Source organism: Kribbella sp. NPDC049174 (assembly GCF_043197365.1).
Taxonomy (GTDB): domain Bacteria; phylum Actinomycetota; class Actinomycetes; order Propionibacteriales; family Kribbellaceae; genus Kribbella.
The window spans coordinates 226085-249674 of sequence record NZ_JBICSZ010000010.1; the positions used below are offsets into that span (position 1 = coordinate 226085).

26 protein-coding genes are annotated in these 23590 nt (G+C 68.5%); 9 read left to right on the forward strand and 17 right to left on the reverse strand.

What is annotated here, in order from left to right:
- Positions 1–15: 15 nt before the first annotated feature.
- The 3 genes from ACGFIF_RS37155 to ACGFIF_RS37165 all read left to right on the forward strand — a co-directional run bounded on the left by ACGFIF_RS37155 (position 16) and on the right by ACGFIF_RS37165 (position 1141).
- Positions 16–504, forward strand: coding sequence for an FBP domain-containing protein (locus tag ACGFIF_RS37155; protein WP_393161158.1), 489 nt, complete (start codon positions 16–18; stop codon positions 502–504).
- 77 nt (positions 505–581) lie between these two features.
- Complete coding sequence (locus tag ACGFIF_RS37160) at positions 582–842, forward strand: hypothetical protein (RefSeq protein WP_393161160.1); 261 nt, start codon at positions 582–584, stop codon at positions 840–842.
- Positions 843–982: 140 nt separating this feature from the next.
- Complete coding sequence (locus ACGFIF_RS37165) at positions 983–1141, forward strand: hypothetical protein (RefSeq protein WP_393161162.1); 159 nt, start codon at positions 983–985, stop codon at positions 1139–1141.
- 425 nt (positions 1142–1566) lie between these two features.
- Here ACGFIF_RS37165 and ACGFIF_RS37170 read toward each other — a convergent pair whose 3' ends face one another.
- From ACGFIF_RS37170 to ACGFIF_RS37180, 3 genes are all read right to left on the reverse strand, one after another.
- Complete coding sequence (locus ACGFIF_RS37170) at positions 1567–2109, reverse strand: orotate phosphoribosyltransferase (protein WP_393161164.1); 543 nt, start codon at positions 2107–2109, stop codon at positions 1567–1569.
- 207 nt (positions 2110–2316) lie between these two features.
- Positions 2317–3564, reverse strand: coding sequence for an exonuclease domain-containing protein (locus ACGFIF_RS37175; protein WP_393161166.1), 1248 nt, complete (start codon positions 3562–3564; stop codon positions 2317–2319).
- A gap of 71 nt (positions 3565–3635) precedes the next feature.
- The gene (locus tag ACGFIF_RS37180; protein ID WP_393161168.1) at positions 3636–4040 is read right to left on the reverse strand and encodes a hypothetical protein; all 405 of its coding nucleotides are present in this window, start codon (positions 4038–4040) and stop codon (positions 3636–3638) included.
- Between the two features lie 246 nt (positions 4041–4286).
- Between ACGFIF_RS37180 and ACGFIF_RS37185 the strand changes: the two genes are divergently transcribed.
- On the forward strand, positions 4287–4442 hold the full coding sequence (locus tag ACGFIF_RS37185; protein ID WP_166677970.1) for a hypothetical protein: 156 nt from the start codon (positions 4287–4289) through the stop codon (positions 4440–4442).
- Between the two features lie 116 nt (positions 4443–4558).
- Here ACGFIF_RS37185 and ACGFIF_RS37190 read toward each other — a convergent pair whose 3' ends face one another.
- The gene (locus ACGFIF_RS37190) at positions 4559–5050 is read right to left on the reverse strand and encodes a metallophosphoesterase family protein (protein WP_393161170.1); all 492 of its coding nucleotides are present in this window, start codon (positions 5048–5050) and stop codon (positions 4559–4561) included.
- An 11-nt stretch (positions 5051–5061) separates the two neighbouring features.
- Positions 5062–6051, reverse strand: a complete 990-nt coding sequence (locus ACGFIF_RS37195) for an NAD-dependent epimerase/dehydratase family protein (protein WP_393161172.1) — start codon at positions 6049–6051, stop codon at positions 5062–5064.
- Positions 6052–6237: 186 nt separating this feature from the next.
- On the opposite strand from ACGFIF_RS37195, the gene ACGFIF_RS37200 reads away from it, so the two are divergent.
- Positions 6238–6546 (forward strand): hypothetical protein, encoded by a 309-nt coding sequence (locus ACGFIF_RS37200; protein ID WP_393161174.1) that lies wholly within the window; start codon positions 6238–6240, stop codon positions 6544–6546.
- Between the two features lie 185 nt (positions 6547–6731).
- Here the strand turns inward: ACGFIF_RS37200 and ACGFIF_RS37205 are convergent, their stop codons facing one another.
- The 11 genes from ACGFIF_RS37205 to ACGFIF_RS37255 all read right to left on the reverse strand — a co-directional run bounded on the left by ACGFIF_RS37205 (position 6732) and on the right by ACGFIF_RS37255 (position 14613).
- Positions 6732–7127 carry a hypothetical protein gene (locus ACGFIF_RS37205; RefSeq protein WP_393161176.1) on the reverse strand — a complete coding sequence of 132 codons (396 nt, stop codon included), beginning with the start codon at positions 7125–7127 and terminating at the stop codon, positions 6732–6734.
- Complete coding sequence (locus tag ACGFIF_RS37210) at positions 7124–7348, reverse strand: hypothetical protein (protein ID WP_393161178.1); 225 nt, start codon at positions 7346–7348, stop codon at positions 7124–7126. The genes ACGFIF_RS37205 and ACGFIF_RS37210 overlap by 4 nt, the downstream gene beginning before the upstream one ends.
- A 184-nt stretch (positions 7349–7532) precedes the next feature.
- Positions 7533–8009, reverse strand: a complete 477-nt coding sequence (locus tag ACGFIF_RS37215; RefSeq protein WP_393161180.1) for a hypothetical protein — start codon at positions 8007–8009, stop codon at positions 7533–7535.
- A gap of 13 nt (positions 8010–8022) precedes the next feature.
- Entirely contained in the window at positions 8023–8484 is a 462-nt protein-coding gene (locus tag ACGFIF_RS37220) for a hypothetical protein (RefSeq protein ID WP_393161182.1), read from the reverse strand.
- Positions 8484–8945: a hypothetical protein gene (locus ACGFIF_RS37225; RefSeq protein WP_393161184.1), complete on the reverse strand. Its 462-nt coding sequence runs from the start codon at positions 8943–8945 to the stop codon at positions 8484–8486. The genes ACGFIF_RS37220 and ACGFIF_RS37225 overlap by 1 nt, the downstream gene beginning before the upstream one ends.
- Positions 8945–10204, reverse strand: coding sequence for a hypothetical protein (locus tag ACGFIF_RS37230; RefSeq protein ID WP_393161186.1), 1260 nt, complete (start codon positions 10202–10204; stop codon positions 8945–8947). Before ACGFIF_RS37230 ends, ACGFIF_RS37225 begins: the two co-directional genes overlap by 1 nt.
- 4 nt (positions 10205–10208) lie before the next feature.
- A complete protein-coding gene (locus ACGFIF_RS37235) occupies positions 10209–10469 on the reverse strand; it encodes a hypothetical protein (RefSeq protein ID WP_132209572.1) in 261 nt (86 codons plus the stop codon).
- Positions 10470–10484: 15 nt separating this feature from the next.
- Positions 10485–11162, reverse strand: a complete 678-nt coding sequence (locus tag ACGFIF_RS37240) for a hypothetical protein (protein WP_393161188.1) — start codon at positions 11160–11162, stop codon at positions 10485–10487.
- On the reverse strand, positions 11159–13909 hold the full coding sequence (locus tag ACGFIF_RS37245) for an FtsK/SpoIIIE domain-containing protein (RefSeq protein ID WP_393161190.1): 2751 nt from the start codon (positions 13907–13909) through the stop codon (positions 11159–11161). Before ACGFIF_RS37245 ends, ACGFIF_RS37240 begins: the two co-directional genes overlap by 4 nt.
- Before the next feature lie 103 nt (positions 13910–14012).
- Positions 14013–14408, reverse strand: a complete 396-nt coding sequence (locus ACGFIF_RS37250; RefSeq protein WP_393161192.1) for a VOC family protein — start codon at positions 14406–14408, stop codon at positions 14013–14015.
- A gap of 7 nt (positions 14409–14415) precedes the next feature.
- Positions 14416–14613, reverse strand: coding sequence for a hypothetical protein (locus ACGFIF_RS37255; RefSeq protein WP_393161194.1), 198 nt, complete (start codon positions 14611–14613; stop codon positions 14416–14418).
- Positions 14614–14744: 131 nt separating this feature from the next.
- Here ACGFIF_RS37255 and ACGFIF_RS37260 point away from each other — a divergent pair, with 131 nt between their 5' ends.
- Together ACGFIF_RS37260 and ACGFIF_RS37265 are read left to right on the forward strand one after the other, a co-directional pair.
- On the forward strand, positions 14745–17831 hold the full coding sequence (locus ACGFIF_RS37260) for a PD-(D/E)XK nuclease family protein (RefSeq protein ID WP_393161196.1): 3087 nt from the start codon (positions 14745–14747) through the stop codon (positions 17829–17831).
- Positions 17824–21270 carry a UvrD-helicase domain-containing protein gene (locus ACGFIF_RS37265; protein ID WP_393161198.1) on the forward strand — a complete coding sequence of 1149 codons (3447 nt, stop codon included), beginning with the start codon at positions 17824–17826 and terminating at the stop codon, positions 21268–21270. The genes ACGFIF_RS37260 and ACGFIF_RS37265 overlap by 8 nt, the downstream gene beginning before the upstream one ends.
- Before the next feature lie 20 nt (positions 21271–21290).
- Here the strand turns inward: ACGFIF_RS37265 and ACGFIF_RS37270 are convergent, their stop codons facing one another.
- The gene (locus tag ACGFIF_RS37270; protein ID WP_393161200.1) at positions 21291–21860 is read right to left on the reverse strand and encodes a LysE family transporter; all 570 of its coding nucleotides are present in this window, start codon (positions 21858–21860) and stop codon (positions 21291–21293) included.
- A 543-nt stretch (positions 21861–22403) separates the two neighbouring features.
- Between ACGFIF_RS37270 and ACGFIF_RS37275 the strand changes: the two genes are divergently transcribed.
- Positions 22404–22877 (forward strand): DUF4291 family protein, encoded by a 474-nt coding sequence (locus ACGFIF_RS37275; protein ID WP_393161202.1) that lies wholly within the window; start codon positions 22404–22406, stop codon positions 22875–22877.
- A 140-nt stretch (positions 22878–23017) separates the two neighbouring features.
- The gene (locus tag ACGFIF_RS37280; protein WP_393161204.1) at positions 23018–23482 is read left to right on the forward strand and encodes a nitroreductase family deazaflavin-dependent oxidoreductase; all 465 of its coding nucleotides are present in this window, start codon (positions 23018–23020) and stop codon (positions 23480–23482) included.
- Positions 23483–23590 lie beyond the last annotated feature (108 nt).

The window sequence follows — 23590 nt, forward strand, 5'->3', positions numbered from 1 at the left end:
GATCGGAGGACTGTCGTGCAACCGCTCAGCGTCGAGGAGATCAGACGCTCGTTCGTCAACTCGTCCAAGAGCCTGGTCAAGGCGATGACGCTGCCCCGTGGGTTCACCGAGCTGCCCTGGGAGTCGCTGGACTACCTCGGCTGGCGTGATCCGAAGGCGCCCAACCGCGCGTACCTCGTCGTACGGCGAGAAGGCGGCGTCATCGGGATCGCGCTGAACACCCAGGCGACCGGCAAGCCGCGCCGCGGCACCGGACTCTGCGACCTCTGCCACACCGCGCACCACGTGACCGACGTGGCGCTGTTCGCCGCCCGGCGAGCCGGTACGGCGGGCCGGGAGGGCAACACCGTCGGCCTGTACATCTGCGCGGACCTCGCCTGCTCGCTGTATCTGCGCGGGCTGCGCGAACTCGAGGTCCCGCAGGGCGAAACCGCCGTACCCGAGGTCCGGGCCGAGCGGCTGACGACGCGAGTTGAAGGATTCGTAAATCGCGTGCTCGCTTGAGCGTCGGGAGTGGGTACCTGGAACTACGCTTGATGTCAGCGGCAGGTCCACACGGGCGATAAGGAGAGCGAGTCGCGATGACGGAGTTCAGAATCACGCACGAGATCCACGAGGTTCATCCGGACATCCGCGAGAGGCTCACCGCGACGACGATCGAGGCCATCAACGAGTCCAGCGCACGGTCCCCCGAAGACGCCGCCCTGGTGCTGCGCCACAAGCTCGGCGAGATCGGCGTCCACATGAGCGAAGAAGCCTGCCTGGCCGCGATCGAACGCATCCGCTCCGGCAAACAACTCCGCTTCGAAATAGAACGCGAAACCGACGAGAACGAGGTCTAGTCCACTCACCCGTCGGCCCCCGCTCCGACGTGTGACGGCTGAAGCGACCCGTCGCGCAGGCAACCGCGCCCGGCGCGTGATCACCTAGACGACGCGGCGTTCGAGCAGGGCGCGCGCTGAGTGGCGGTGTTCGGCCGGCGTTGAGCTGGTCGTCGGACGTGGCGAACCGGTCGGCGTACGCGGCGAGCCCGTCCACGCCCGGCATCATGCCGGTCGGCGTACACGGCGACCCGTCATGCCCGGCTCCAGGCGGGTCGACGTACGCGGCCGAGTTCGTCCATGCCCCGGCGTCAGGCTAATCGACGTACGCGGCGAGCCTGTCGACGGCGGCCGCGGGCCGGTCGGCGTACGTGGCGGGACCAGTCCACGCCCGGCGCCGGACCGGTCCGTGCACGCGGGTACCTCGTGCACGCCCGGCGTCAGGCTGGTCGGCGTCGCGGCAAGCCCGTTCACGGTCGGCTCTGGGCCGGTCGGCGTACGCGGCAAGCCCGTCCACGCCCGGCGTCAGGTCGGTCGGTGCGCTTGGATGGCCCGTCCATGCCCGGAGCCAGGTCGCTCGGCGAACTCGGCCGAGCTGATCCATGCCCGGGCCGCCGAGCCTGCCTGGGCGGGCGGATGGCGCGTGTCCGGGGTGCGGCAGGCTTGTGGGCGGGCGCATCGAGGTGATGCAAGTCCGGCATGGCCAGGTGAGGCGTGCTTTGGGCGGGGTTGGCGTTGGCTGTGTTCAGCCGGCTTTGGGGTGGGTGGCGTGTTGGGCGAGGTCGGTTGAGGTTAGGAGGGGGTGGAGGGTTAGGCCGGCGGTGGTGAGGGGGGCCGGGGTGGTGGGGTTGCGGTTGATGACGCAGAGGGCGTGGGTGATGTCGGCGCCCTGGGCGCGGAGTTCCTCGGTGGAGAGGACGATCTGGCCGCCGGTTGTGACGACGTCCTCCACGATGGTGACTCGCCGCCCGGCTGTGTCGGCTCCTTCGGCGAGTCGGCGCGTGCCGTACGCCTTGGCTTGCTTGCGTACGAACGCGCAGGGCAAGCCGGTATGACGACCGAGCGCCGTCACCACCGGGATCCCGCCCATCTCCAGACCTGCGAGCACCTCGGTGTCCGCCGGCACCAACGGCACCATCGCGGCCGCGATGGCGTCCAGCAAGACCGGATCGCCCTCGAAGCGGTACTTGTCGAAGTACTGCCCCGTTGTCTGCCCCGACCGCAGCAGGAACTCCCCGGTCAGATGCGCGGTGGCGTAGATCCGTCTGCCCAACTCCTCAAGCTCCACGAAACAGCACCCTATCCAGCCATCTCCCCACCCGGTCGACCGCCGGGGTGAGCTGGGGACGATGGCCGCCGGCGCGGGATGACGCCGCGCCGGCGATGCTTGCCGGGACGGCCAGTTCGGGGGCGCTGCCGATCTGCTGACAGGTGTTGACGAGCCGGACTCCGACCGTTCCCGCGTTGGCCTGGCCGACCTCGTCGGGTTGGCGGGCTAGCCGACTCTGCGTTCGGTGTGGGGCAGCGACTCGGGTTCTCGCAGGAGGCGGCGGAAGTCTTCGGTGGAGATGATGGGGATGTTGAGCTCGCGGGCCGCGCGGGCCTTGACGGACAGGCTGTCGACGTCGGCGGCGACGAGGAAGGTCGTGTCGGGGCGGACGAACTCCTGCGGCGCGAAGCCGGCCGCGACCGCGCGGTCCCACCACACCTCGCGTGGCTCGATCATGTCGCCGGTGAACACCAGCGTGCTCCCGGGCGGGAAGCCCTGTGCTCCAGGACGAGCCGGTACGACGTATCGCCCGGAGCTCGCTCGCAGCAGCGCGTCGTCCACGTCGGACACACGATGCCCGAGCATCACCGCGACCCGGTCGAGATCGCTGCGCTGCTCCGCGGTGATCTCACCATCGCCCCACGACGCCTCGGCCAGCGCGGAAACGTAGTACCGATGCAGTTCCTGCACCTCCGAGCGCGACAGACCCAGCTCGGTCGCGACCTGCACGAGCTGGTCGGCGTCGGTCGCGGTGATCTCGCGGTTGGCCAGGATCCCGTCGAGGAGCGCAAGGTACGAGTCGGCCTGCGGCGGCTCCGGAACCCGCGGCAATTGATCGACGATCCGGCTCATCCACCCATGCCGACCACCGGCATGCACCGGCCGCACCGTCGGCGAAACGTCCGACCCGGGCAGCGCAGGCCACGGCAACCGCCTGACCTCTTCATACGCCCACTGCCACGGCGGCGGCGACGGAAACGCCTGCAAATAGTGGGCGAACAGCTCCGCCGTCGCCCGCGTGTCGGCCAATGCCGAATGCCAGCCCTCGATCGAGATCCCGGCCGCGGCACAACACGCACCGAGCGTCCGCTTCGCTCCGGGATAGAGATAGCCGGCCAACGCCATCGTGCACATCGACCGCTCCGTGATCAGCGGTACGGCGTATCCGAGCCGGCCGAACTCCGCCCGCAGGAACCCCAGGTCGAACTCGACGTTGTGCCCGACAACCATCCGCCCCGCGAGCAACCCGCCGAGCTCACGCGCCACATCACCGAACTCCGGCGCGGCCAGCACATCCGCGGTCAGGATCCCGTGAATGTGTTGTGGACCGAGATCGCGTTGTGGATTCAGCAACGTCACCCACTCGTGCTCCACCTGCCCACGCGCATCCAGCAGCACGACGGCGACCTCGATCACCCGATGCCGATGACTCGGCAACAGGCCGGTCGTCTCGGTGTCGATGACGGCATACATCCGCGGCGCCTCCTCCGGCTCGGTGACCGACCCAGAACAACCCAATCACACGACGCCGACAGTTCTCGCGATCAGTCCGCAGGGATGTCGACCGCGATCTCCGCACCCAGCCGGGCCCCGTGCGACAGTTGAAGATCGTCACCGCTCCAGAACCGCCCGGGGTCGTACCAGCTCGGCGAGCGCCCGTGCAGCAGCCCCATCTCCTCGTACGTCACCGCCACGACCTCCGCGCAGTACGCCGACTCGAGGTCGAGCTCACGCGACCCGCGCCGGAACGCCGGGAGCCGCCCACGCGCCCACCGCGACGCCAGTCGGGCCGTCGACGGGAACGGCGTACCGTCCAGGCGCGCGACAGTCCGCAGTACGGCGTCCTCCATCTCCCGCGTGATCGGGTGATCCAGTTGGCGCAGCCACGCCCGCTGACCGTACTTCCGCGACCACACCAGCACCGCGTCGCGCAGGTCATGCAGTTGCACACCTCTGTGATGTGTACCTGTCCAAATGTCAGGCAAAGAGCGACCCAGCTCGGCATGCCACATCAACGGTGGCAGGTCCTCGATCACGATCGCCATCCCGACGTGGTTGACCGGGCTGTTCGTGGTCAGCTGAATGGCTCGATCGGCGGCACTCGCACCGCGGAACAGCCAAATGTCACCTGTTCGTGTCAGTTCCGTAGCGTCATCCAGCGAAATCCGGCTCTCCACATCGCTAGGTTAGTCGCCATGAAGGTATGGAAGGTCGTAGGACTTGCGGGGCTCGTCGGCGTGGCCGCGACGGGCGTGGTGGTCGCGCGGGGCGAGCGGAAGCGCCGTGCCTACACGCCCGAAGAGGTACGCGACCGGCTCAAGACGCGGGTCAAAGAAGCAGCCAACGCGTAAGCCCTTGGCTGGGCGTGACTGGACGCCGTAACTCGGTGGTACGGCGTTACTCGTTCACGCCCAGCCCTCACAACTGCCAGCCCCTCACAGCTGATTGCGCAGAGCAACCACGTCCGTCAGAGGTTGTGGAGGGCAACGTCCTCCAGCCGCCCGGACGTGATCGTCGCCGTCTGGTACGTGCAGTACAGCTGCCGGCGCCGGTCCGTCGGCGACCCCGGATTCAGCAACCGCAAGCCACCCGCGCTCGTCGTGTCCCACGGGATGTGACTGTGGCCGAACACCAGCACATCCACCCCTGGGTACGCCCTCTCGCACCGCTCCTCGCGCCCCTTGGCCGACCCGGTCTCGTGCACAACCGCGAGCGACACTCCATCGAGCGTTTCCCGAGCAACCTCCGGCAGCCGGGCCCGTAGATCCGGCCCGTCGTTGTTACCCCAGCATCCGATCAACCGCGCGGCCCGAGCCTCCAACTCGTCCAGCAGCGCCACGCTCACCCAGTCCCCGGCGTGGATCACCACATCGGCCCGATCGATCGCGTTCCACACCGGCTCCGGCAGCCGCTTCGCCCGTACCGGCAGATGAGTGTCCGAGATCAGCACCAACCGCATGCGCCCACTCTCTACGTCGGCAGTGCCTCGAGCAACTCCTTCTCCTTCGCCGGGCTCAGACCGGCCTTGCGCTCACGGTCCAGCCCGAGCTCGCGCTCCCACGCCAGCGTGTCCGCCAGGAACTCCCGCCGCGACCGATGCGTCAGCCCGGCCTCCCGAGCCGCGGCCCCGCTGCGGCTCGACCAGCCCTCGTACCCGGGCTCGGTCAACCACATCGCCAGCGAGTCCGGCCCCATGTACTGCTCGACCTTCCGCTCCTCCAGCCACTCCCGTGGCGCGAGCACCACCGGCCCGGTGTGACCGCCGACCTCGCGCACCAGCTCGATCCACTCCCCGAACGGCACGACCGGTCCCCTCGTGTCGAACGTCCCGGTCCGGCCTTCCGTGGCGTTGTCCAGCAGCCAGGACGCGAGATCCCGTACGTCGATCACCGCCGTCGCGAGGTCCGGCGTGTCCGGAACCAGCATCGGCTCCTCGGGCGCCCGAGCGGCCCGCGCCACCCACGCACCGGCGCGATCGCTCTTGTCCCCCGGTCCCCCGATCAGCCCGGCCCGCGCGATCACCAGCCGATCCCCGACCGCCTCGATCGACGCCAGTTCGCTCGCGACCTTCGCCTCGCCGTACTGCTCCCGGTCGGCCACGTCGAGCTCTGTCGGCGCCCGCAGTACGGCGGACTCGTCGGCACCAGGCGTGTCGTACTTCTCGTACACGTTGACCGACGAGATATAGCTCCAGTGCTTCGCCCTCGCCCCGAAGGCCGCCAGCGCCCCACGCACGAACCCGGGCTGCCACGACACCTCGAACACCGCGTCCCAGTCCCGATCGGGTACGGCGTCGTACGCGTCGGGACGGCTGCGATCGGCCGCGATGAGCGTCGTCCCCTCGGCCACTCCACCGCTCTCGCCGCGCGCCACACAGGTGACCGAATGCCCGCGCTCGACCGCCTGCGTCGCGATCTCCCGACCGAGCCAGGCGGTCCCGCCAAGAATCAGAATCTCCACAGCCGTCAGCCAATCAGGCCGCGGGGAGAAAAACACACCAATCTGCCGATGGCAGAAACAAACGCTTCGTAATGCGATGTGGGCAGGCGGTCACCGCGCGGCGCAGCCCCTTGCGGTGGCCCGGATCCGGGCGCACTGTCGACAGTGGAAGCAACCACACGTGGGGCCATGGGCAAGGGGGAAGAAATGGCTGGTTTCGTTCAGATCATCGAGTACCGCACGTCGAAGCCGGACGAGGTTGCCGCGCTCAACGACGAGTACCGGAAGGCGCGCGAGGCGCAGGGCGACGGCTCTCCCCCGACCCTCGCGCTGACCGGCGCCGACCGGGACGACCCGGGGCGCTTCTTCGCCATCGTGCAGTTCGGGTCGTACGAGGAGGCGATGGAGAACTCCAACCGCGCCGACACGAGCGAGTTCGCCGCCAAGATGATGGAACTGTGCGACGGGCCGGCCAAGTACTACAACCTCGACGTCGTGCAGTCGATGGACAGTTGACCCACTGAGCACTCGGGCCCAGCCGCCACCGCGAGTCCGGCTGGGCCCGAGACCTGTCGTCGTACTCGATGCCTCGTGCAACAGAACGGCGCGGGCAACGGGAGGTCGGCGGGCCGGTGCCGGAAGGGAGGATTCGGCACCGGCCACCGATCAGACCGGGTCCGCGGCGCCGGACCCGGTCCGGCTCAGCGGAACACCCGGTACGACGACCAGCCGCTCGGCGGCGCACCGCCGTACGAGCCGCGGTCGGGCTCGTGATGCAAGGGATCGGGGTCCTGTGGCTCGGGGGCGGAGTGCAGATCCGGCCAAGGTCTCGGTGGAAGGGTTTCGCGGGGTGGCAGTTTCAGCTCGGGATCGGGCCCCTGTTCCGGGTCGAGCCACTCGACCTCGGTGGCACCGCCGTGGCCGTGGATGGCGACGACGGACTCGATGCCGTCCCAGACCGTGGTGGTCGGATAGTCGCCGTACCAGCGCAGCGCGACGGCTCCGTCGGTGAACTGCACGCCCTCGGCGACGGGCCCGGTGCCGCTGACACCGGAGACGTCATGATGGCGGATCAGCCGGAAGCGACGGCATGTCATTTCGGGGCTACCTCCCAGAGCCGCTCGCCCGGCAGCGCACGGTCCGGGCCTGGGTCGGTGACGAGGATCGGATCACTGGTCACGCGCAGGCCGGCGAACCGGCGCGACATGGCCGCTGCGTAGCGTTCGGCCAACTCGGCCTCCGCCCGGTAGTCCGCGACGACGTGGTCCCCGAACCACACTCGTACGCGGCGACGTTGGGGAACAGGATCATCGGCCATCTCAATGCACCCGCCGGGTCGGACGAGGCGTTCCCATCAGCGAACAACTGCGGTTCACATCGATCACTTCCACTTCCCTGTGGGGATGGGTTCACTGGTAGTGACGGACCCCACAGGCGTTCATGACGCGACTTCCGCAGAACTTTCTCGGCTCAGCTGGTGCCGCCCACGGCCTAACCAGCCGTCAGGTGACAACCCACGGGCGCCAGGTGTCGATATCGGGGGCGTCCGGGCTGATCGGCTCGTCGAAGGTGTGTGTGCCGGCTCCCGGCAGATGCGCCGCGACCAGCGTGTCTAGGTTGTGCACCAGCAGCATCGCGATGTCCGGCCGCGACTCGGCCAATGCGGCGAAGGCGGCTCGGGTCTCGCGCAGCTGGAGATCCTCGTCCTTGCGTCCCAGCAGCCGGACCCGGACGTCGATGGGGTACGGATCGATCGCCTGGACTTCGTCCGGCTCCGGGTCAACCTCGATGTACCCGTTCGGTGCCACGAGAACGACGAGCTCGCGCTCAGCTGTGCGTGCGTGGCCACGAAACAGGTGCTCACCTTCCAACAGGTCCGAAGCCTGGACCGGCTCGAGGTCGAGCGCACCGGCCAGCCACTGCGCGACTTGATCGACGGGTTCGATCGCGGCCAGAAAGATGTCGTCGTCAGTAGACATCAGCTGCCCGCGGTTAGCTGACAACCCACGGGCGCCAGACGTCGATGTCGGGACCGTCCGGGGTGATCGATTGGTCGAAGGTGTGTGTGCCCGCCTCTGGCAGATGGGCTGCCACCAGCGTTTCCAGGTTGTGTAGCAGGAGCATCGGCAGTTCGGGGCGGGCGGCTACGAGCTTGTCGAAGATCAGCCTCGACTCCGTGTGCAGGACTTCCTCCCTGCGTCCGCCCCGGACTTGAATTTCAATCCCGTACGGGTCCATCGCCTGGACATCGTCAGGCTCGGGGTCCGCCTCGACGTACCCGTTGGGCTGAGCCACCACCCCGAGCCACTCGTCAACCGTCGCCGCCCGCACCCGCATGCGAACAGCTTCACCGTCCACGGCCATGACCTCGCACCCGGCAATTTCACCCAGCCACTCAGCCACCTGCCCCGGCGACCCAGCAACCGCCACGAAGACACAGTCGACAACTGACATCAGCTGACAACCCAAGCGCGCCAGGTGTCGAGGTCCGGGTCGTCGAGCGTGGTGCCTGGCTCGAAGGTGTGTGTTCCGGAATCCGGCAGGTACGACGCGATCAGCAGCTCGACGTTGTGGGACAGCAGCGCGGGTACGTCGGGTAGCGCCCCGGTCAACGCTTCGAAGGCCAGGCGGGTCTCGTCGGCCTGGGCGTCCTTCCGCTGGCGGGACTGGACGTCGACGACGACGGCGTACCGATCCATGGCCTGGACCTCGTCCGGCTCCGGCTGGAAGGTGTTCGGACCGATGTACACACCGATGACACCGTCGAACGTCCGTGCCTGACCTTTGTACTGCAGTTCGCCCGTGTCCGCCCGGAGATCTCCGTTGAACTCCAACCCCAGCACGGCAGCCACCCGCTCGGCCGCCTCCTCCAACGGTGCATCCAACGCCAGAAAGATCTCATCACTGTCGGCCATCAAGACTCCTTGACATAGCTCACCAACCGTCCGTCCCCCAGGATCACATGCACCATGCTGGCGACTCTCGAACCGGGTTGCCCGCAGGCCCGCCGGAACGCTCTCTCGGCATCGCTCTCCGAGAGCCCGATCTGCCGGCCGTCGATGACGACCTCACCGTCCCACCCGGCTTGGCTGCTGCCAGTGTTCATATTCCGCTTGACGGCACTGATCTTGGAACTGATCGGCGTCTTGAACTCAGTCACGACGCCCTTGCTCGTTGCGGACTTGCGGACCATCACGTCAGGGTTCTTCTGGCCATGCTTGCTGTGGTCGGCAAGCCTCGCATCGATCCGCCATCCCTCCTCGGCGAGCCGCTCAGCGATGACCAGCTCGTGCGGCCTGAAGGCGCGTTCCGGATCGTGAACGCCTGGGGTGAAGTCGGGGCCCAGCGGGCGGAGTTCGATAGCTGGGTCGATGTCGGCGGGTTCCGGCTTCGGTAGGTCGGGGAGGTCGATGTCGACGACGATGGGTTGGGGGTTGTCTTCGGGGTAGTCGAAGGTGGCTTCGGCGTGGGCTGGGGTGATGGTGATGACGGCGTGGTCCCAGGCTTGGTGGTTCGACTCGGCCATGGCGGCCAGGAGTTCTTTGACCGGCTCGGTGAGGTCTACGGCGATCTGGAAGTCCTGGAGGAGGCGGTCCTCTCGCTTCTGGTCTTCCTTTTCGTCGCGTTCCTCGATGAGCAGTTCGCCGGTTTCGGTGACGGTGATCTCGACTTCCAGGTCCTCGGGGTCGTCGCGTTGGTCTTCGTCCTTCTCGCGTTGTTTGCGGAACTTTTCGAAGGCTTTGCGGGCGATCGTGATGAGGGGTGGTTCGTTGTCTTCGGGGAGGTCGAGGTCTTCGAAGGTGGCGGTGAGGCGTTTGGTGCGGCCTTTGGAGTCGCGCTCGGCGAGGTCGCCGGTGCCGCCGGTGGCCTTGTTGCGGTCGGCGGAGTCGCTCGAGGGGCGGTCCGTCGTACTGCCGTCGCCGATCAGGCGTTCGGCCCAGGCGCGGGCCTTCGGCGGCGCCATCGACAGGTAGTGGGCGGCGGCCTCGCAGGCGCGGGCGGCCGCGTCGAGTTGCTGGGCCGCGACCGTGGCGCGGCCGTGGGACGCCATCAGCGCTACCTGGGCGTTCTCTCGGCAGCGGTCGGCGGTGCGCTGCAGGTGCTGGACCACCTGCGGCACCTCGTCGAGACTCTCGACGAGCCCACGCGCGACCCGCTGCAGGTCCGACGGCATGAGGTCAGATCTGGTCGGCGTAGCTCTTGCATCCGGCCGAGGCGATCTCCAAGGCCTCGGCGGCCTGTTCGACCGCTTTGCCGGCCGCGTCGAGGATCTCCGAGATGTCCCGGTCGACGCCGGTCGCCGTACCGGCGATCAGGCTCTCCACCTGCTGACTGTGCTGGGTGAAGCGCAGCTTGAAACCGGCCAGGCCGCCCGCTGCCTGCTTGGCCTCCATCGAGACCTGGTGCAGCTGTTCCTTGAGCCGCTGTACATCAGACACCTTGACCCTCTTCCCTCAACGACGCTTCTTCGGCAGCACGATCGCCGTACCGGACACGATCACCGGTACCAGGATCGCCAGCCACCAGGGCAGCCCGGATGCCATCACCGCCACGACCACGACCGCGCCACCCCAGCCCCACCACCGGGCGCCGGGGAGGCGTGGCAGCCCGAGCACCCGCGACGCCGCCAGCATCGTGACCGCGGCGATGGCGGCGGCCTCGACCCCGGCCAGAAACGACCGCGTGACCGCCCACACCACCACGAACCCGACCAGCGTCAGCGCGGCGCTGATCGTACGACGCCTGCGCCGCTCCTGCTCGGCCCGGGTCTCCGCGCGGACCTGCTCCAGCTGGTCGACGGCCTCGCCGAGCTGCTTGGTCAGCCGGGCCGCCGCCGACTCCAAGTCGGTCAGCGCACGGATCTCGGGGAAGGCGACGTTCACCCGCTTGCCCTCGGCGGGCAGGCCGGCGCGCTGCAGACTGGCCGCTGCCTGCTCGGCGAGTGCATTCAGCCGAGCTTCCACCTTCCGGCCGCGCTCAGCCATCGCGTCGGCCTCAGCCAGTGCCGTGGCCTCCGCCTTGGACTTGTGCGCCGTCAACCGGTCCTGCGCCTGCTGCGCGTCCGCACGGGCTCCTGCGACCTGCCGCAGCGCCCGCGCGTACTCCGCCCACGCTTGCTCTTCCGTCTTCATCGCCGTACCAGCTCCACCGCGCGGTCCACCTCGTCGGACCGCAGTGCGGCAAACGGTACGACGACCTGCGCCTCGGGGTGCAGCCCGTCCCACAGGAGCGCGCGGTGTGGTTCGGACGCCCACCGCACCAGGGGGCCACAGACTGCCCGTACGCCGTCCTGCGGGTGTCTGAGGAAGATGTGGGTCGCCACGTTGGCGCGCCCGTACCCGAGGTGCTCGGTGCACACATGCAGCCGGTTCCACCAGCCGAAGGTGATGAGACCCTGCGCGGGCCCGTCCCGGACGATGTCCTGCAGCGCGTTGGCCGGGCTCTCGAAGAACCCCTCCGCGTGCAGCTGCATCCGCGGCACGCCATGGAACCCGAACCCGAGCAGATAGGTCTCCCCACCGACGTGCCCGTGCCGCACCGTGTCCCGCAGGGAGAACAACCGCGGCGCGATGTCGTCGTGCTTGTCAACCGTCTCGACCTCACAGCCCAGCTGCCGCAACGCCTGGATCAACGCACCCTTGCCGTCGGCAACCTCCGGCGACGAGTTGGTGCCGTCCACGAAGACGAAGCGCGGCGGGTCCACCGCTGCGGCCGCGGCCGAGAAGGCGAGACCACTCAGTACGCCGAGTGCGTCGGCCGGGCCGTCACCCAGCACGAGTACACCGGCGCCTGGCTCGGGTCGTACCTCGACCGGCACCGGCGCCTCAGTCACCGCGATCGGCAACCCGGTCCACGGCCGCCCCAATTCGGGCTGCACCGCGGCCGACGTGTCAGCCAACCGCGCCGGCTCGGCGAGATGGAACACCCGCGGCGGATGCGTCGTCCCCGACTTGACCCAGAGCTCGCGGCGCAGCTCGTCCAGCACCGGCTTGTCCGCGAAGCTGACCAGCACGTGCTGGTTGTCGTCAGGCGAGCCGAAGTTCGCGTTCAGGACAGCCTCGCCGCGGAACTGCAGCTCCGCCGCCGCGGTGTTACCGTTCCGCAGGATCGCTTGTGCGTCAGCAGGAGTTGTCTTCAATGCGATCCGGTAAGGCACTTGCCCGAAGATCGAGTCGCGTCGCGTCGACAGCCGCTTGACCCCCTCGATCGTCTGCGTCGCGAGTACGACGTGCACGCCGTACGCGCGGCCCAGCCGAACCAGCCGCTCCAGCAACTTGGCCGCCTCGTCAGCGAGCTCGTCGTCGTCCTCCAGCAGCACCTGGAACTCGTCCAGTACGACGAGGATGCGCGGCGGCCGATCGGGTCCGGGCGCGAGCTCGGCAATGTCAGCCACGTTGCCATGCGACTTGAAGATCTCACTACGACGTGCCAACTCGTCAGACAAGTGTCGTAGTACAGCAAGTCCAAATGCACGATCACTGTGAATGCCAAGCACGCGTACATGGGGAAGCCAGTGCTCCCGCTCGGTCGCTGGACCGAGCGCGGAGAACTCGACACCATGCTTGAAGTCGAGCAGATACATCTCCAGGTCGGCCGGGGCGTACCGCGCGGCGAGACCGTGGATCATCACGAGCAGCAGGTTCGACTTGCCTTGACCGACCGCGCCGCCGACGAGGACGTGCGGCAGAGCGGGGTTGCCGCTGCGCAACCGCACCAGCGCCGGCGTGCGGTCGTCGTACCCGATCACTGTGCTGAGCTCATCCTTGACCGGTTGCCACCAGGTCGAGCGATCCGGCAACGTCCGGTTGAACTCGATCGTCGGCAGTACGGCGATCTCGGCCAGCTCGGCGACCACGTCACAGATGCCAGCGGCAACATTCGCGTCGAACGGTGGATCGAGTTTCGCCGGTACGCCGGGCAGTGGTGCGACCTCCACGCGTTCGCCGGCAATGGCAACGGGGGTGAGCAGGTCGAGCAACTGCTTGGTGTCGACGTCGTTCTCCGGTGTCATCGACGGGTCGTGATGGACCAGGAAGCAGATGCCGCGCTCGCCGCCGGTCGCGGCCAGCCGCAGCAGATCGCGCTGGGCCAGGGTGTCGATGCCGAACGGGTAGTCGAACAGGATGACCAGCCGATAGGGATCGGTGACCCGGCCCGTCTCCCGGATCAGGTCCTCGAACCGTTTGTGCCCGAGTTGCGCCTGCCGGCTGGCGCGCAACGACGAGACGTCGACCAGCCCGGACAGCACCGCGTGCAGTTGCTCAGCAGTGTGCGTTGCCCTGGGCACCAATTGCGGATACTTCGTGGTCAGGTGACCCAGCAACCCCATCGTGCCGGTCAGTCGAGGGTCGAACGCGTCGATCCTGAGCCGGAAGGGTTCGGCGGCCGCGACCAGCCGCATCGCCACGCTCTGCAGGAGTCTGCGGGCCGATTCGTTGCGATCGGCCGTGACCTTCCAGCCGTTCGTGCGCAGCAGCGGCGCGGCGACCGGAGTACCGGCCTCGAGCTCCCCGACCCGCACATACGACGGGATGCCCGCGCCGACCAGTTGCCGCGAACGCCAGCGCGCATCGTTCGGCGGGATCGACGCGAGACCGGGCGCGAGCCGGTCCGCGAGCAGGCGTGCCGTCGGCTCGGCCGTGGCCAGCGCTTCGGCGGTCTTGGCGTCGACGAGTCCGCGTGACTCGCGGCGGGCGATGGCGGTCTGTTCCTGCAGTTGACGATGCAACTGCACGGCTCGCTGATGCTCGCCGTACGTCAGTCTGCGGGCGTTCTCCAGCAACTGCCCGAGTGCGTGTTGGAGACCGCGGATCCGGGCTTCCAGGAGCTCCGGTGAAACCGGTCCGGGCGTACTTCCCCCGTCAGGCTCCTCCGTCACGAGCACCGTCCTTCCACTTCTGCTCCGCGACACACCTTGCCTGGAGTAACCATGTCACACCACCAGTCCCGGGCGTCACTCCAGGCACACCACGTCTCATCTGTCAGTCGGGGGCGACGATCTCGAGCTCGTAGCCGTCATCGTTGTGCAGGAAGGCGGCGTAATGCTGGGGGCCGCCGGCGTACGGGTGGCGGTCGGCGAACATCAGTGTCCAGCCGTGCCTGGTTGCCTCCGCGACGATCGCGTCGACCTCGGCCCGGCCGGCCGCGTTGAGCGCGAGGTGGTTCATCCCAGGGCGGAGCCGGTCGTGTTCGTCGGCGGACATCGCCGGGCTCTGCTCCACCACGACATAGCTGCCGTCGGGCGCGGCCCAGGTCATCCCGCCGGGCCAGCCGTCACCGTCCTTCCAGCCCAGCCGGTTGAGGATCCAGCCCCAACTGTTCAGTGCCCGGGACAGGTCCGGGACCCAGATCTCGATGTGATGCACCGCGGCGGCCATCGGAGCATTATCTGTGCTCGTCGAAATGGTTCGTCACCGCCACCGAGACCAGCCCGGACAGCACCAGCCAGACGAGCGCCGCGAGCAGCCACGGCCACCACTGCCGGCCCTGCGCGGCCTCGGCCACCGCCTTGCCGAACAGACCGCCGGCGGGCGCGAAGACGAGCACGAGCAACACCCGCGCGATCGACGTCTCCCTGGTCATTCCTTCATTGTCCGAGCGGATCGCGCCGCCTGCAGAAACCTTGGCGTTTCGCGCCCCGTCACCTTTCTGTCCGTGGCAGGGTTTAGCGTCTGCGGTGACAGTCGAGGCTGTGCTGATTGAGGATGGGGGGAATGGTGAGCGAGACCCGGATCGAGACGACGGCCTACGGAGCGGCCGCGCTGGAATGCCTGAGTGCCGTCGTCGCGCGGCTCAAGGCCGACGATCCGATGAAGCCTGTCACCCTCCTCCTGCCGAACAACCTCGCCGGCGTCATCGCCCGCCGCCATCTGGCCCTCTCCGGGATCGCCGGGTTGTATCTGGGGACCTTGAGCCGCCTGGCGGAGCAGTTGGCCGCGGGGGCGCTGTCGCCGCGACGGCCGGCGACCCGGCCGATCGTGGCCGCGACCTGGCGGACGGCACTGTCCAAAGCACCCGGCATCTTCCAGGAGGTGGCCGAGCACCCGTCCACCATCCAAGCGCTTGCCTCAGCCCACCGCGAGCTTCGCGACCTCACCGACCCCGCCCTCGAGAACGTCGCCGGCGCCTCGACGCTCGGTCCTGACCTCGTCCGCCTGCACCGCTATGTGACGTCCGAGCTGGCGCCCGAGTGGTACGACGAGACCGACCTCCTCCGAGCCGCGTCGTCGCGGGTCGCAGCCGACCCCGGTCTCGTCGCCGAGCTCGGCGCTCTCGTCCTCTATCTCCCGCAGGAGCTCACCCAGACCGAGGCCGCCTTCGTCGAGGCGCTCGGCAGCGCCGCGGCCGACCTCACGGTCATTGTCGGCCTGACCGACGTACGGCGTGCCGACCGCGCCGTCCGCCGTTCCCTGGAACGGATCGGGATCGACCTGCCACCGTCGATCTCGAAGAACTACCCGGTCGCGACCGAGGTGCTGAACGCGTCCGACGCCGACGACGAGGTCCGCTGCGTCGTCCGCGATGTCGTCGCGTCCCTCGAGCGCACTCCGGCTCATCGCATCGCCGTCCTGTACTCGGCCGCGACGCCGTACGCACGTCTTCTGCACGAGCATCTCGCCGCCGCTCGCATCGAGGTCAACGGTCCCGGCACCCGGCCGGTTCACGAACGCGCGATCGCCCGGACGCTGCTCGAGGTGCTCGCGCTTGTCGATCAGGATCTGCCTCGCGCCGACGTGTTCCGCGCGCTGGCGAACGCGCCGACCCGCGACTTCACCGGCGAGCGGATCCCGGTCCCGCAATGGGAACGCATGTCCCGCGCCGCTGGTGTGGTTCGCGGTGACGACTGGGATTCGCGGCTTGCCCGGTACGCCGAGTCCGAGCGCCGTACGGCGAATCAGGAGGAGGCGGCCGAGGATCCACGGCCCGCCGCGATCCGGCGCGCGCAGAGCAACGCGGCCAACGCCGAGCGCCTGCATGCGTTTGCTTCCGAGCTCCGCCGCCGGTTGAACGCGGTCGCCGTACTGGAGACGTGGTCCGAGCTGGCCGACGGCGTGCTGCAGCTTTTCCACGATCTGCTCGGCGACTACTCGTCCCTGCCGATCGAGGAGCAGTACGCGGCGGTCGCGGTCGAGGGCTCGTTGAAGGGTCTGTCCACGTTGGACGAGCTCGGTACGCCGGCCAGCCTGACAGTACTGCGCGACGTACTGGATCTGGAGCTGCAACAGTCACTCCCCCGAGTCGGGACGTTCGGCACCGGCGTACTGGTGGCTCCCTTGTCGGCGAGTGTGGGGTTGTCGGCGGACATCGTGTACGTCGTCGGGCTGTCGGAGGACCTCTATCCGGGGCGCGTGCACGAGGACGCCCTGCTCCCCCATCGGGTCCGGGAGGCGGCGGCGCCTGAATTGGCGTCGTTCCGGGATCGACTGGACGAGAAGCAGCGGCACCTGCTGATCGCGTTCTCGGCCGGTTCGCGGAAGGTGGTGGCGTCGTTCCCGCGGGGCGACCTGCGTCGGTCGTCACGGCGACTTCCGACCCGGTGGTTGCTGGGGACACTGCGCTCGTTGACCGGTGATCATGCGCTTGCCGCGACGGAGTGGGACCAGGCCGAGTACGGCGACCGGCTGCTGACGTCGGCGTCGTACGCGGGATCGTTGACGACGGCAACCATGCCGGCGACCGAGCAGGAGTGGCAGGTCCGCGCGGTGTCGGCGCGACTGTGGCTGGACGACGCGGTCGTGGTCCGCGCGCGTGAGCTGTTGCGTGGCCGCGGGAGCAATGCGTTCACCCGCTTCGACGGGGATCTGTCCGGGGTGTCGGGGCTGCCGGAGTACGCGGTGGAGGATCGGATCGCGTCGCCGACGTCGCTGGAGGCGTATGCGACCTGCCCGCATGCGTACTTCGTCGAGCGGCTGCTTCAGGTGGAGCCGCTGGAGGCGCCCGAGGACCTGCTGGTCATCTCGCCTATGCAGGTGGGGAATCTGATCCACAACAGCCTGGACGCGTTTGTGTCGCGGTTGGCCGGTTCGCTGCCGGCGTACGGCGAGGCGTGGTCGGCCGATCATCGGTCGTTGCTGCTGGCAATCGGTGCGGATCTGGCCGATCGGTTCGAGGCGGAAGGGCTGACCGGGCATCCGCGGTTGTGGCAGCGCGAGCGGCTGCGGATCCTCGGCGACCTGCTGGTGTTGCTGAACGACGACGACGGTTGGCGGGCTGAGCGGGACGCGTCGGTGGTGGCTTCGGAGTTGCGGTTCGGCTTCGACGGCGAGCCGCCGGTGGAGATCCCGGTGCCGTCGGGTCGGGTGCTGCTGCGTGGTTCGGCCGACAAGGTCGACCTCGGGCGGGATGGGACGATCTATGTCACGGATGTGAAGACGGGCGGCTTCTCGCGGTACGAGGCGATCGAGTCCGACCCGGTGGCAGGCGGGACGAAGCTGCAGCTGCCGGTCTACGCGTACGCCGCTCGCGCCCGGCTGGGTGAGCCGTCCACACCGGTCGAGGCGTCGTACTGGTTCGTCCGCAAGGGCGGGAAACGGATCCCGGTCCCGCTGACCCCCGAGGTCGAGGCCCGGTACGTCGAGACGCTCGACGTGATCGTGTCGTCGATCGCGGCCGGGCACTTCCCACCCAAGGCGCCCGAGGTGCCGGACTTCCTGTGGGTGCAGTGCCCGTACTGCAACCCCGACGGGATCGGCCACAGCGAGGTGCGGGCGCGGTGGGATCGGAAACGGCATGATCCGACGCTCTCTCGGTTGGTCCGATTGATCGATCCTGTGGTGTTCGAGGAGACCGGCGATGAGTGAGCAGCTGCTGGACGGAGCGGCGCGGGAGCGGATCCAGTCCGACACGTCGGCGACGCTGTTCGTCGAGGCCGGTGCCGGGTCGGGGAAGACGCATGCGCTGGTCGAGCGGGTGACCACGTTGGTGCTGCGGGACGGCGTACCACTGCGGACGATCGCGGCCGTGACCTTCACCGAGAAGGCAGGAGCGGAGCTCCGGGATCGGTTGCGGGTCGAGTTCGAGAAGGCGCGGAAGGGGCCGGCCCGTCATCTGGCGGATGCGGCGTTGGACGACCTCGACTCGGCGTCGATCGGGACGTTGCATGCGTTCGCGCAACAGCTTCTGCTCGCCCATCCGATCGAGGCCGGGTTGCCGCCGCTGATCGACGTACTGGACGAGGTCGGGTCGTCCGTCGCCTTCGAGGAACGCTGGTCGGAGCTGCAGCAGCAGTTGCTGGACGACGACTCGATCGCGGAGCCGTTACTGCTGGCGATGGCGGTCGGGGTCGAGCTGAAACACCTGCGATCGCTGGCGCGGTTGTTCGGGAACGACTGGGACCTGATCGCCGAGCGGGTGCTGGTTGATCCGCCCGAGTTGGTGTCGATGCCCGATCTCAACGGGTTGGTCGCCGCGGCCGCGCAGATCGGCGGGGTGGCGGAGTCGTGTATGGATCCCGAGGACCGACTGCTGCCGAAGCTGCAGCAGATCCGTGAGCTCGGGGTGATGCTGGACGCGGCGACCGACCAGGAGACGCAGCTGGCGATCCTGCAGACATTGCGCGGGCTGAAGGTCGGCCGGATCGGGCGCAAGGAGAACTGGCCGGACATCACCAAGGTGCGCGGCGACTGCGCCGAGGTGGTCGAGGTCGCCGGATCGCTGGTCGAGCTGCTTCTCGATGCTTGCCTTCGGCATCTCTCGCACTGGATCGCGGAGCGAGTGCTGGAGTCGGCGGAGCTGCGGCGGGCCGAGGGGAGGCTCGAGTTCCACGATCTGCTGGTGCTCGCGCGGGATCTGCTGCGGCGGGACGCGTCGGTGCGGTCGGCGTTGCAGGAGCGGTTCGAGCGGTTGCTGCTGGACGAGTTCCAGGACACCGATCCGATCCAGATCGAGTTGGCGGTGCGGATCGCGGGTGGTGCGGAGGCGGTCGCGGAGGACTGGCGTGAGGTGGAGGTGCCGGAGGGGCGGCTGTTCGTGGTCGGGGACCCGAAGCAGTCGATCTACCGGTTCCGGCGGGCGAACATCGCGACGTACCTGACGGCGCAGGACCTGCTGGGCGAGACGGTTGCCCTGACCACCAATTTCCGGACGCTGTCGCCGATTCTGGACTGGATCAACACGGTGTTCGGGTCGCTGATCCAGGCTCAGGAGGCGGCCCAGCCGTCGTACCAGTCGCTGTCTCCGCACCGGACCGGGCCGTCTGCGGATTCGCCTCGGTCGTCGGGACGTGTCACGCCCCAGCCTGCTGATGTCAGCGGCGACCAGCTCTCACTGCTCGGAGACCTCGACGACGCCTCGGACGCGTCTGAGCCGTCCGCCTCTGCCGACTCCCCGGATGCTGTCGACCTTGCGACGGTTCTGCCCTTCCGTCGTACCTCCCCCGACTCCGCGGAGACACTACCTGTCACCGAGTACGACGAGACCGTCTCCGGCCCCGCCGTCACCATCCTCGGCGCCGAGCCGCACGACGACCTCCCCCGCGCCCAGGCGTCCGTCCTCCGCGAGCGCGAGGCCGGCGACGTTGCTGCTGTCATCGAGCAGGCGTTGACCGACGGCTGGCTGGTGTACGACGACCGCGCCCACGGCTGGCGACCCGCGGAAGCCGGCGACATCGCCGTACTGGTTCCTGCACGTACGTCGTTGCCGTTCCTCGAGGACGCCCTGGATCGCGCGGACATCCCGTACCGCGCCGAGGCCAGCTCACTCGTCTACCAGACCGCCGAGGTTCGCGACCTGCTCGCCTGCGCCCGTGCGCTCGGCGACCCGAGTGATCAGCTCGCGCTCGTCACGACCCTGCGCTCGCCGCTTTTCGGCTGTGGCGACGACGATCTCTATGTCTGGAAGCGATCCGGTGGCTCGTTCAACCTGACCGCGCCCATCCCCGACGGACTGCTGACCCACCCGGTCGGCGAGGCGATGGCGTGGCTTTGGAGCACCTACAAGGCCGCGCGTTGGCTCACCCCCAGCGAGGTCCTGGCGAAGATCGTCGCCGACCGCCGGATGCTCGAGGTGGCCGCGATCGGGCCGCGGGCGCGGGACGCGTGGCGCCGGGTTCGCTTCGTGATCGATCAGGCGCGGGCGTGGTCCGAGGTGGAGCACGGCGGCCTGCGTTCGTACCTTGCCTGGGCCGCGCACCAAGGTGAAGAGGCTTCGCGGGTCGCGGAGGCGGTGCTGCCCGAGACCGATGCGGACGCCGTACGGGTGATGACGATCCATGCCGCGAAGGGACTCGAGTTCCCGATCGTCATCCTGTCCGGTATGACCGCCGCGCCGAACCGTCAACGCGGGGTCCAGGTGCTCTGGCCGCCGGACGGCGGCTATGCGGTGAAGCTCAAGTCGTCGGTCCAGACCGAGGACTTCGATCTCGTCCAGCCGGTCGACGAGCAGATGGACGAGTACGAACGCCGCCGCCTCCTGTACGTCGCCGCCACCCGTGCGCGCGACCACCTAGTCGTGTCACTGCACCGCTCGGGCAATCGGCGTCACTCCAGCAACGCCGAGCTCCTCGCCTCCGCCGGTGGCGTTGAGGCTCCGCACGTCACGCTGTTCTCCAGCCCGCCTCCGGTCGAGCGCGAGCCGCGGTCGTCGGCGGACGTCACCCCGCCGATCAATCGCTCCGACTGGGAGTCCCGCGTCGCCGCGGCCCGGTCGGCGAGCCGTCGGCGCTCGGCTCAGAGCGCGTCCGGGTTGGAAGGGACCGGCCCGGACGTCGCGTTGGCCGACGTCGATCCCGGCACGGCCAAGGCGGCCCGTGATCTCGAGCTCCCACCCTGGTCGAAGGGCCGCTATGGCACGGCGATCGGCCGTGCGGTCCACGGCGTACTGCAGGTGGTTGATCTGTCGTCCGGCTCCGGCCTCGAAGCCGCCGTGACTGCCCAGTGTTTGGCCGAGGGCGTTCTCGAGTACGCCGATGTCGTTGCGGCGTTGGCACGTTCCGCCCTGTCCGCCGACGTGGTGAAGCGGGCCGCCGTCCGCGAACACTGGCGTGAGTCGTACGTCGGCGCCGTCCAGCCCGACGGCACGATCCTCGAGGGCTTCGTCGACCTCATCTACCGCGAGGACGACGGCCGTCTCGTCATCGTCGATTACAAGACGGACGCCGTCCCCACGGCTGCGTTGGACAGCCGGGTCACGTACTACGCGCCCCAGCTCCAGGCCTACGCCACCACGCTTCCGAACTCCGGGCCCCCGGTTCTCCTCTTCCTGAACCCGGCGGGTGCGGTGGAGCGTTCGCTCTCGGTCTAGGTGTAGCTCTAGGTGTAGGTCTAGGTCACCAGCCGCGCGGCCAGCACGACGATCACCACACTCGAGCCGAGCGCGGTCAGCAACCGCCCGAGATCGCCGGTCAACGCTCGCCCGAGCAACGCTCCACCTCCAGCAAGCAACAGTTGCCAACTGGCCGATGCCACGAACGCTGCGATCACAAACACCGCACGCTCGCCCGCGGCCATCGAGTCAGACCCGCCGAGCACCAGCGCCGCGAAGTAGATCACCGTCATCGGACTCAGCAGGGTCATCCCCAGCATCCCGACGTAAGCCTTCACCGCGCCAACCGGCATCTCCTGAGTCATCCCGGTCAACCGATGCGCCCGATACCGCCGTGTCGCCTTGATCGCACCGCTAGCCGCAAGCGCCACCAGCACCGCGACGGAAACCCACCGCAGCGGTACGACGATCGGCGCAAGCAACGGCGCCAACGCAGACCCGGCCACCGCAGCCACCAGCGCGTAGATCCCGTCCGCCGACGCGATCCCCATCGCGGCACAAGCCCCGACCCGCAGCGAACTCCGCACAGTCAACGCCACCAGATAGGTCCCCACGGGCCCGACCGGCATGGCAATCCCATACCCAGCCAACAACCCGGCGACCAGCGCCCCGGTCACGACTGACCGAGGCTGGACCTCCCCCAACGACCACCCTGCTGCTGCCCCCGAGCCGCCCAGTCGGCAACCCCGTTCAACAGCAACAATCCCACGGTCGTATCCATACCCGCATCATGATCCCGCCCGCAGCACCCCCTCAACCGATTTACGAACCGTTGCCCGCTACAACACCCCTCCACCACTACGCCCCCACCACGTCCCCCCACCACCCGCCTCTCCGCACCAACTGACCGCATTCACCGCACTCGACTACCCGCCTCCGACCACTCCATCCCACCCACCACCGGCACGCTCCAGCACCCCAATCCCCGCGCCCTCCGGACTGCCCTACCCCCGATCACCCAACCGCCACCGCTCCACCGCACACGACTGCCCCACGGCAGCTCCCCGGACCCCGCGCATCGAACTCCGCCCCCACCGGACCGACGGCACCGGACCTCCACCGACGGCTCACCGTCGAAGAGCACTCGGCCTTGCCCTGCCTAGGATCGCCGCATGGAGCCGACGCCGTACCGCCAGATCCGTGCCCTGTATGACGACGACACCATCGCCGTCTATCAGGCGTACGCACCCGACATCGCCGAACCAGCCCTCGCCGCCGGCACCTTCGTCCCGCCCTTCGGCCTCAACCGGATGACCTGGATCAAACCGTCGTTCCTCTGGATGGCGTACCGCTCAGGCTGGGCGACCCTCGCCACCTCCCCCGTCCGCATCCAATGGGACCCGGAGCAAACCCTCCACCTCCAACCCCAACCCAAGATCCGCTCCATCCAGATCGGCCTCTCCCCCGAGGCGGTCCACCACTACGTCCACGACTGGATCACCACCATCGAGGACGTAACCCCCGCCATGCACCACATCCACCACCTCTCCCAAACCAACCCGGCAGAAGCCCAATCCGCCCTCCCCGCCGAACGCCCCTACCCGCTACCTCTCGACCTGGCCACCCAAATAGCCGCGACCGTCTAGCCCAGCCACGCCGGTGTTCGCCACGGGTTAGGCCTGCGTGACCACACGGTCCGATCGGTCAGGAATCGAGAAGCACCCACATCCCCGCCGCTCATAGCGTTACCGCCAGCGACACCACGTCGAATCAACTGGAGGTAGCCATGACTCAGAACCAGCAGACCGCCAAGCGCAAGCCCGGTACGCCCGGCCCGTTCTCGCGCTGGATCCAGCGGACCATGAACGCCCGTACCAGCCGCAAGATCCACGCCGGCCGCGACAAGTTCATGGGCATGGACGTACTCGTCCTCAACACCCTCGGCCGCCGCAGCGGCGAGCCTCGCGAAACCCCGCTGGCCTGGTTCCCCGACGGCGAGAACGCCTGGCTCATCGTCGCCTCCGGCGGCGGCAGCCAACACCCCGACTGGCACGCCAACCTCATGGCCCACCCCACCAACGCCTCCATCGCCCTCCCCGGCCGCGCCCCACTCCCAGTCACCCCCACCACCCTCGAAGGCCCCACCCGCACCCAGGCCTGGCAAACCATCACCACCGCCCAACCCCGCCTGGCCAAGTACCAGTCCAAGTCCCCCCGCCAATACCCAGTAATCCGCCTAACCCCGCGCTAACCCCACCCACAGTGAGCCGCCCCAACCCACCTCGTGACCGAGCTTCCGACAAGTTGCCTCAGACAACCAGGAACCCAGCCGAACGCAACCAGCCAACCGCGGCGCCAA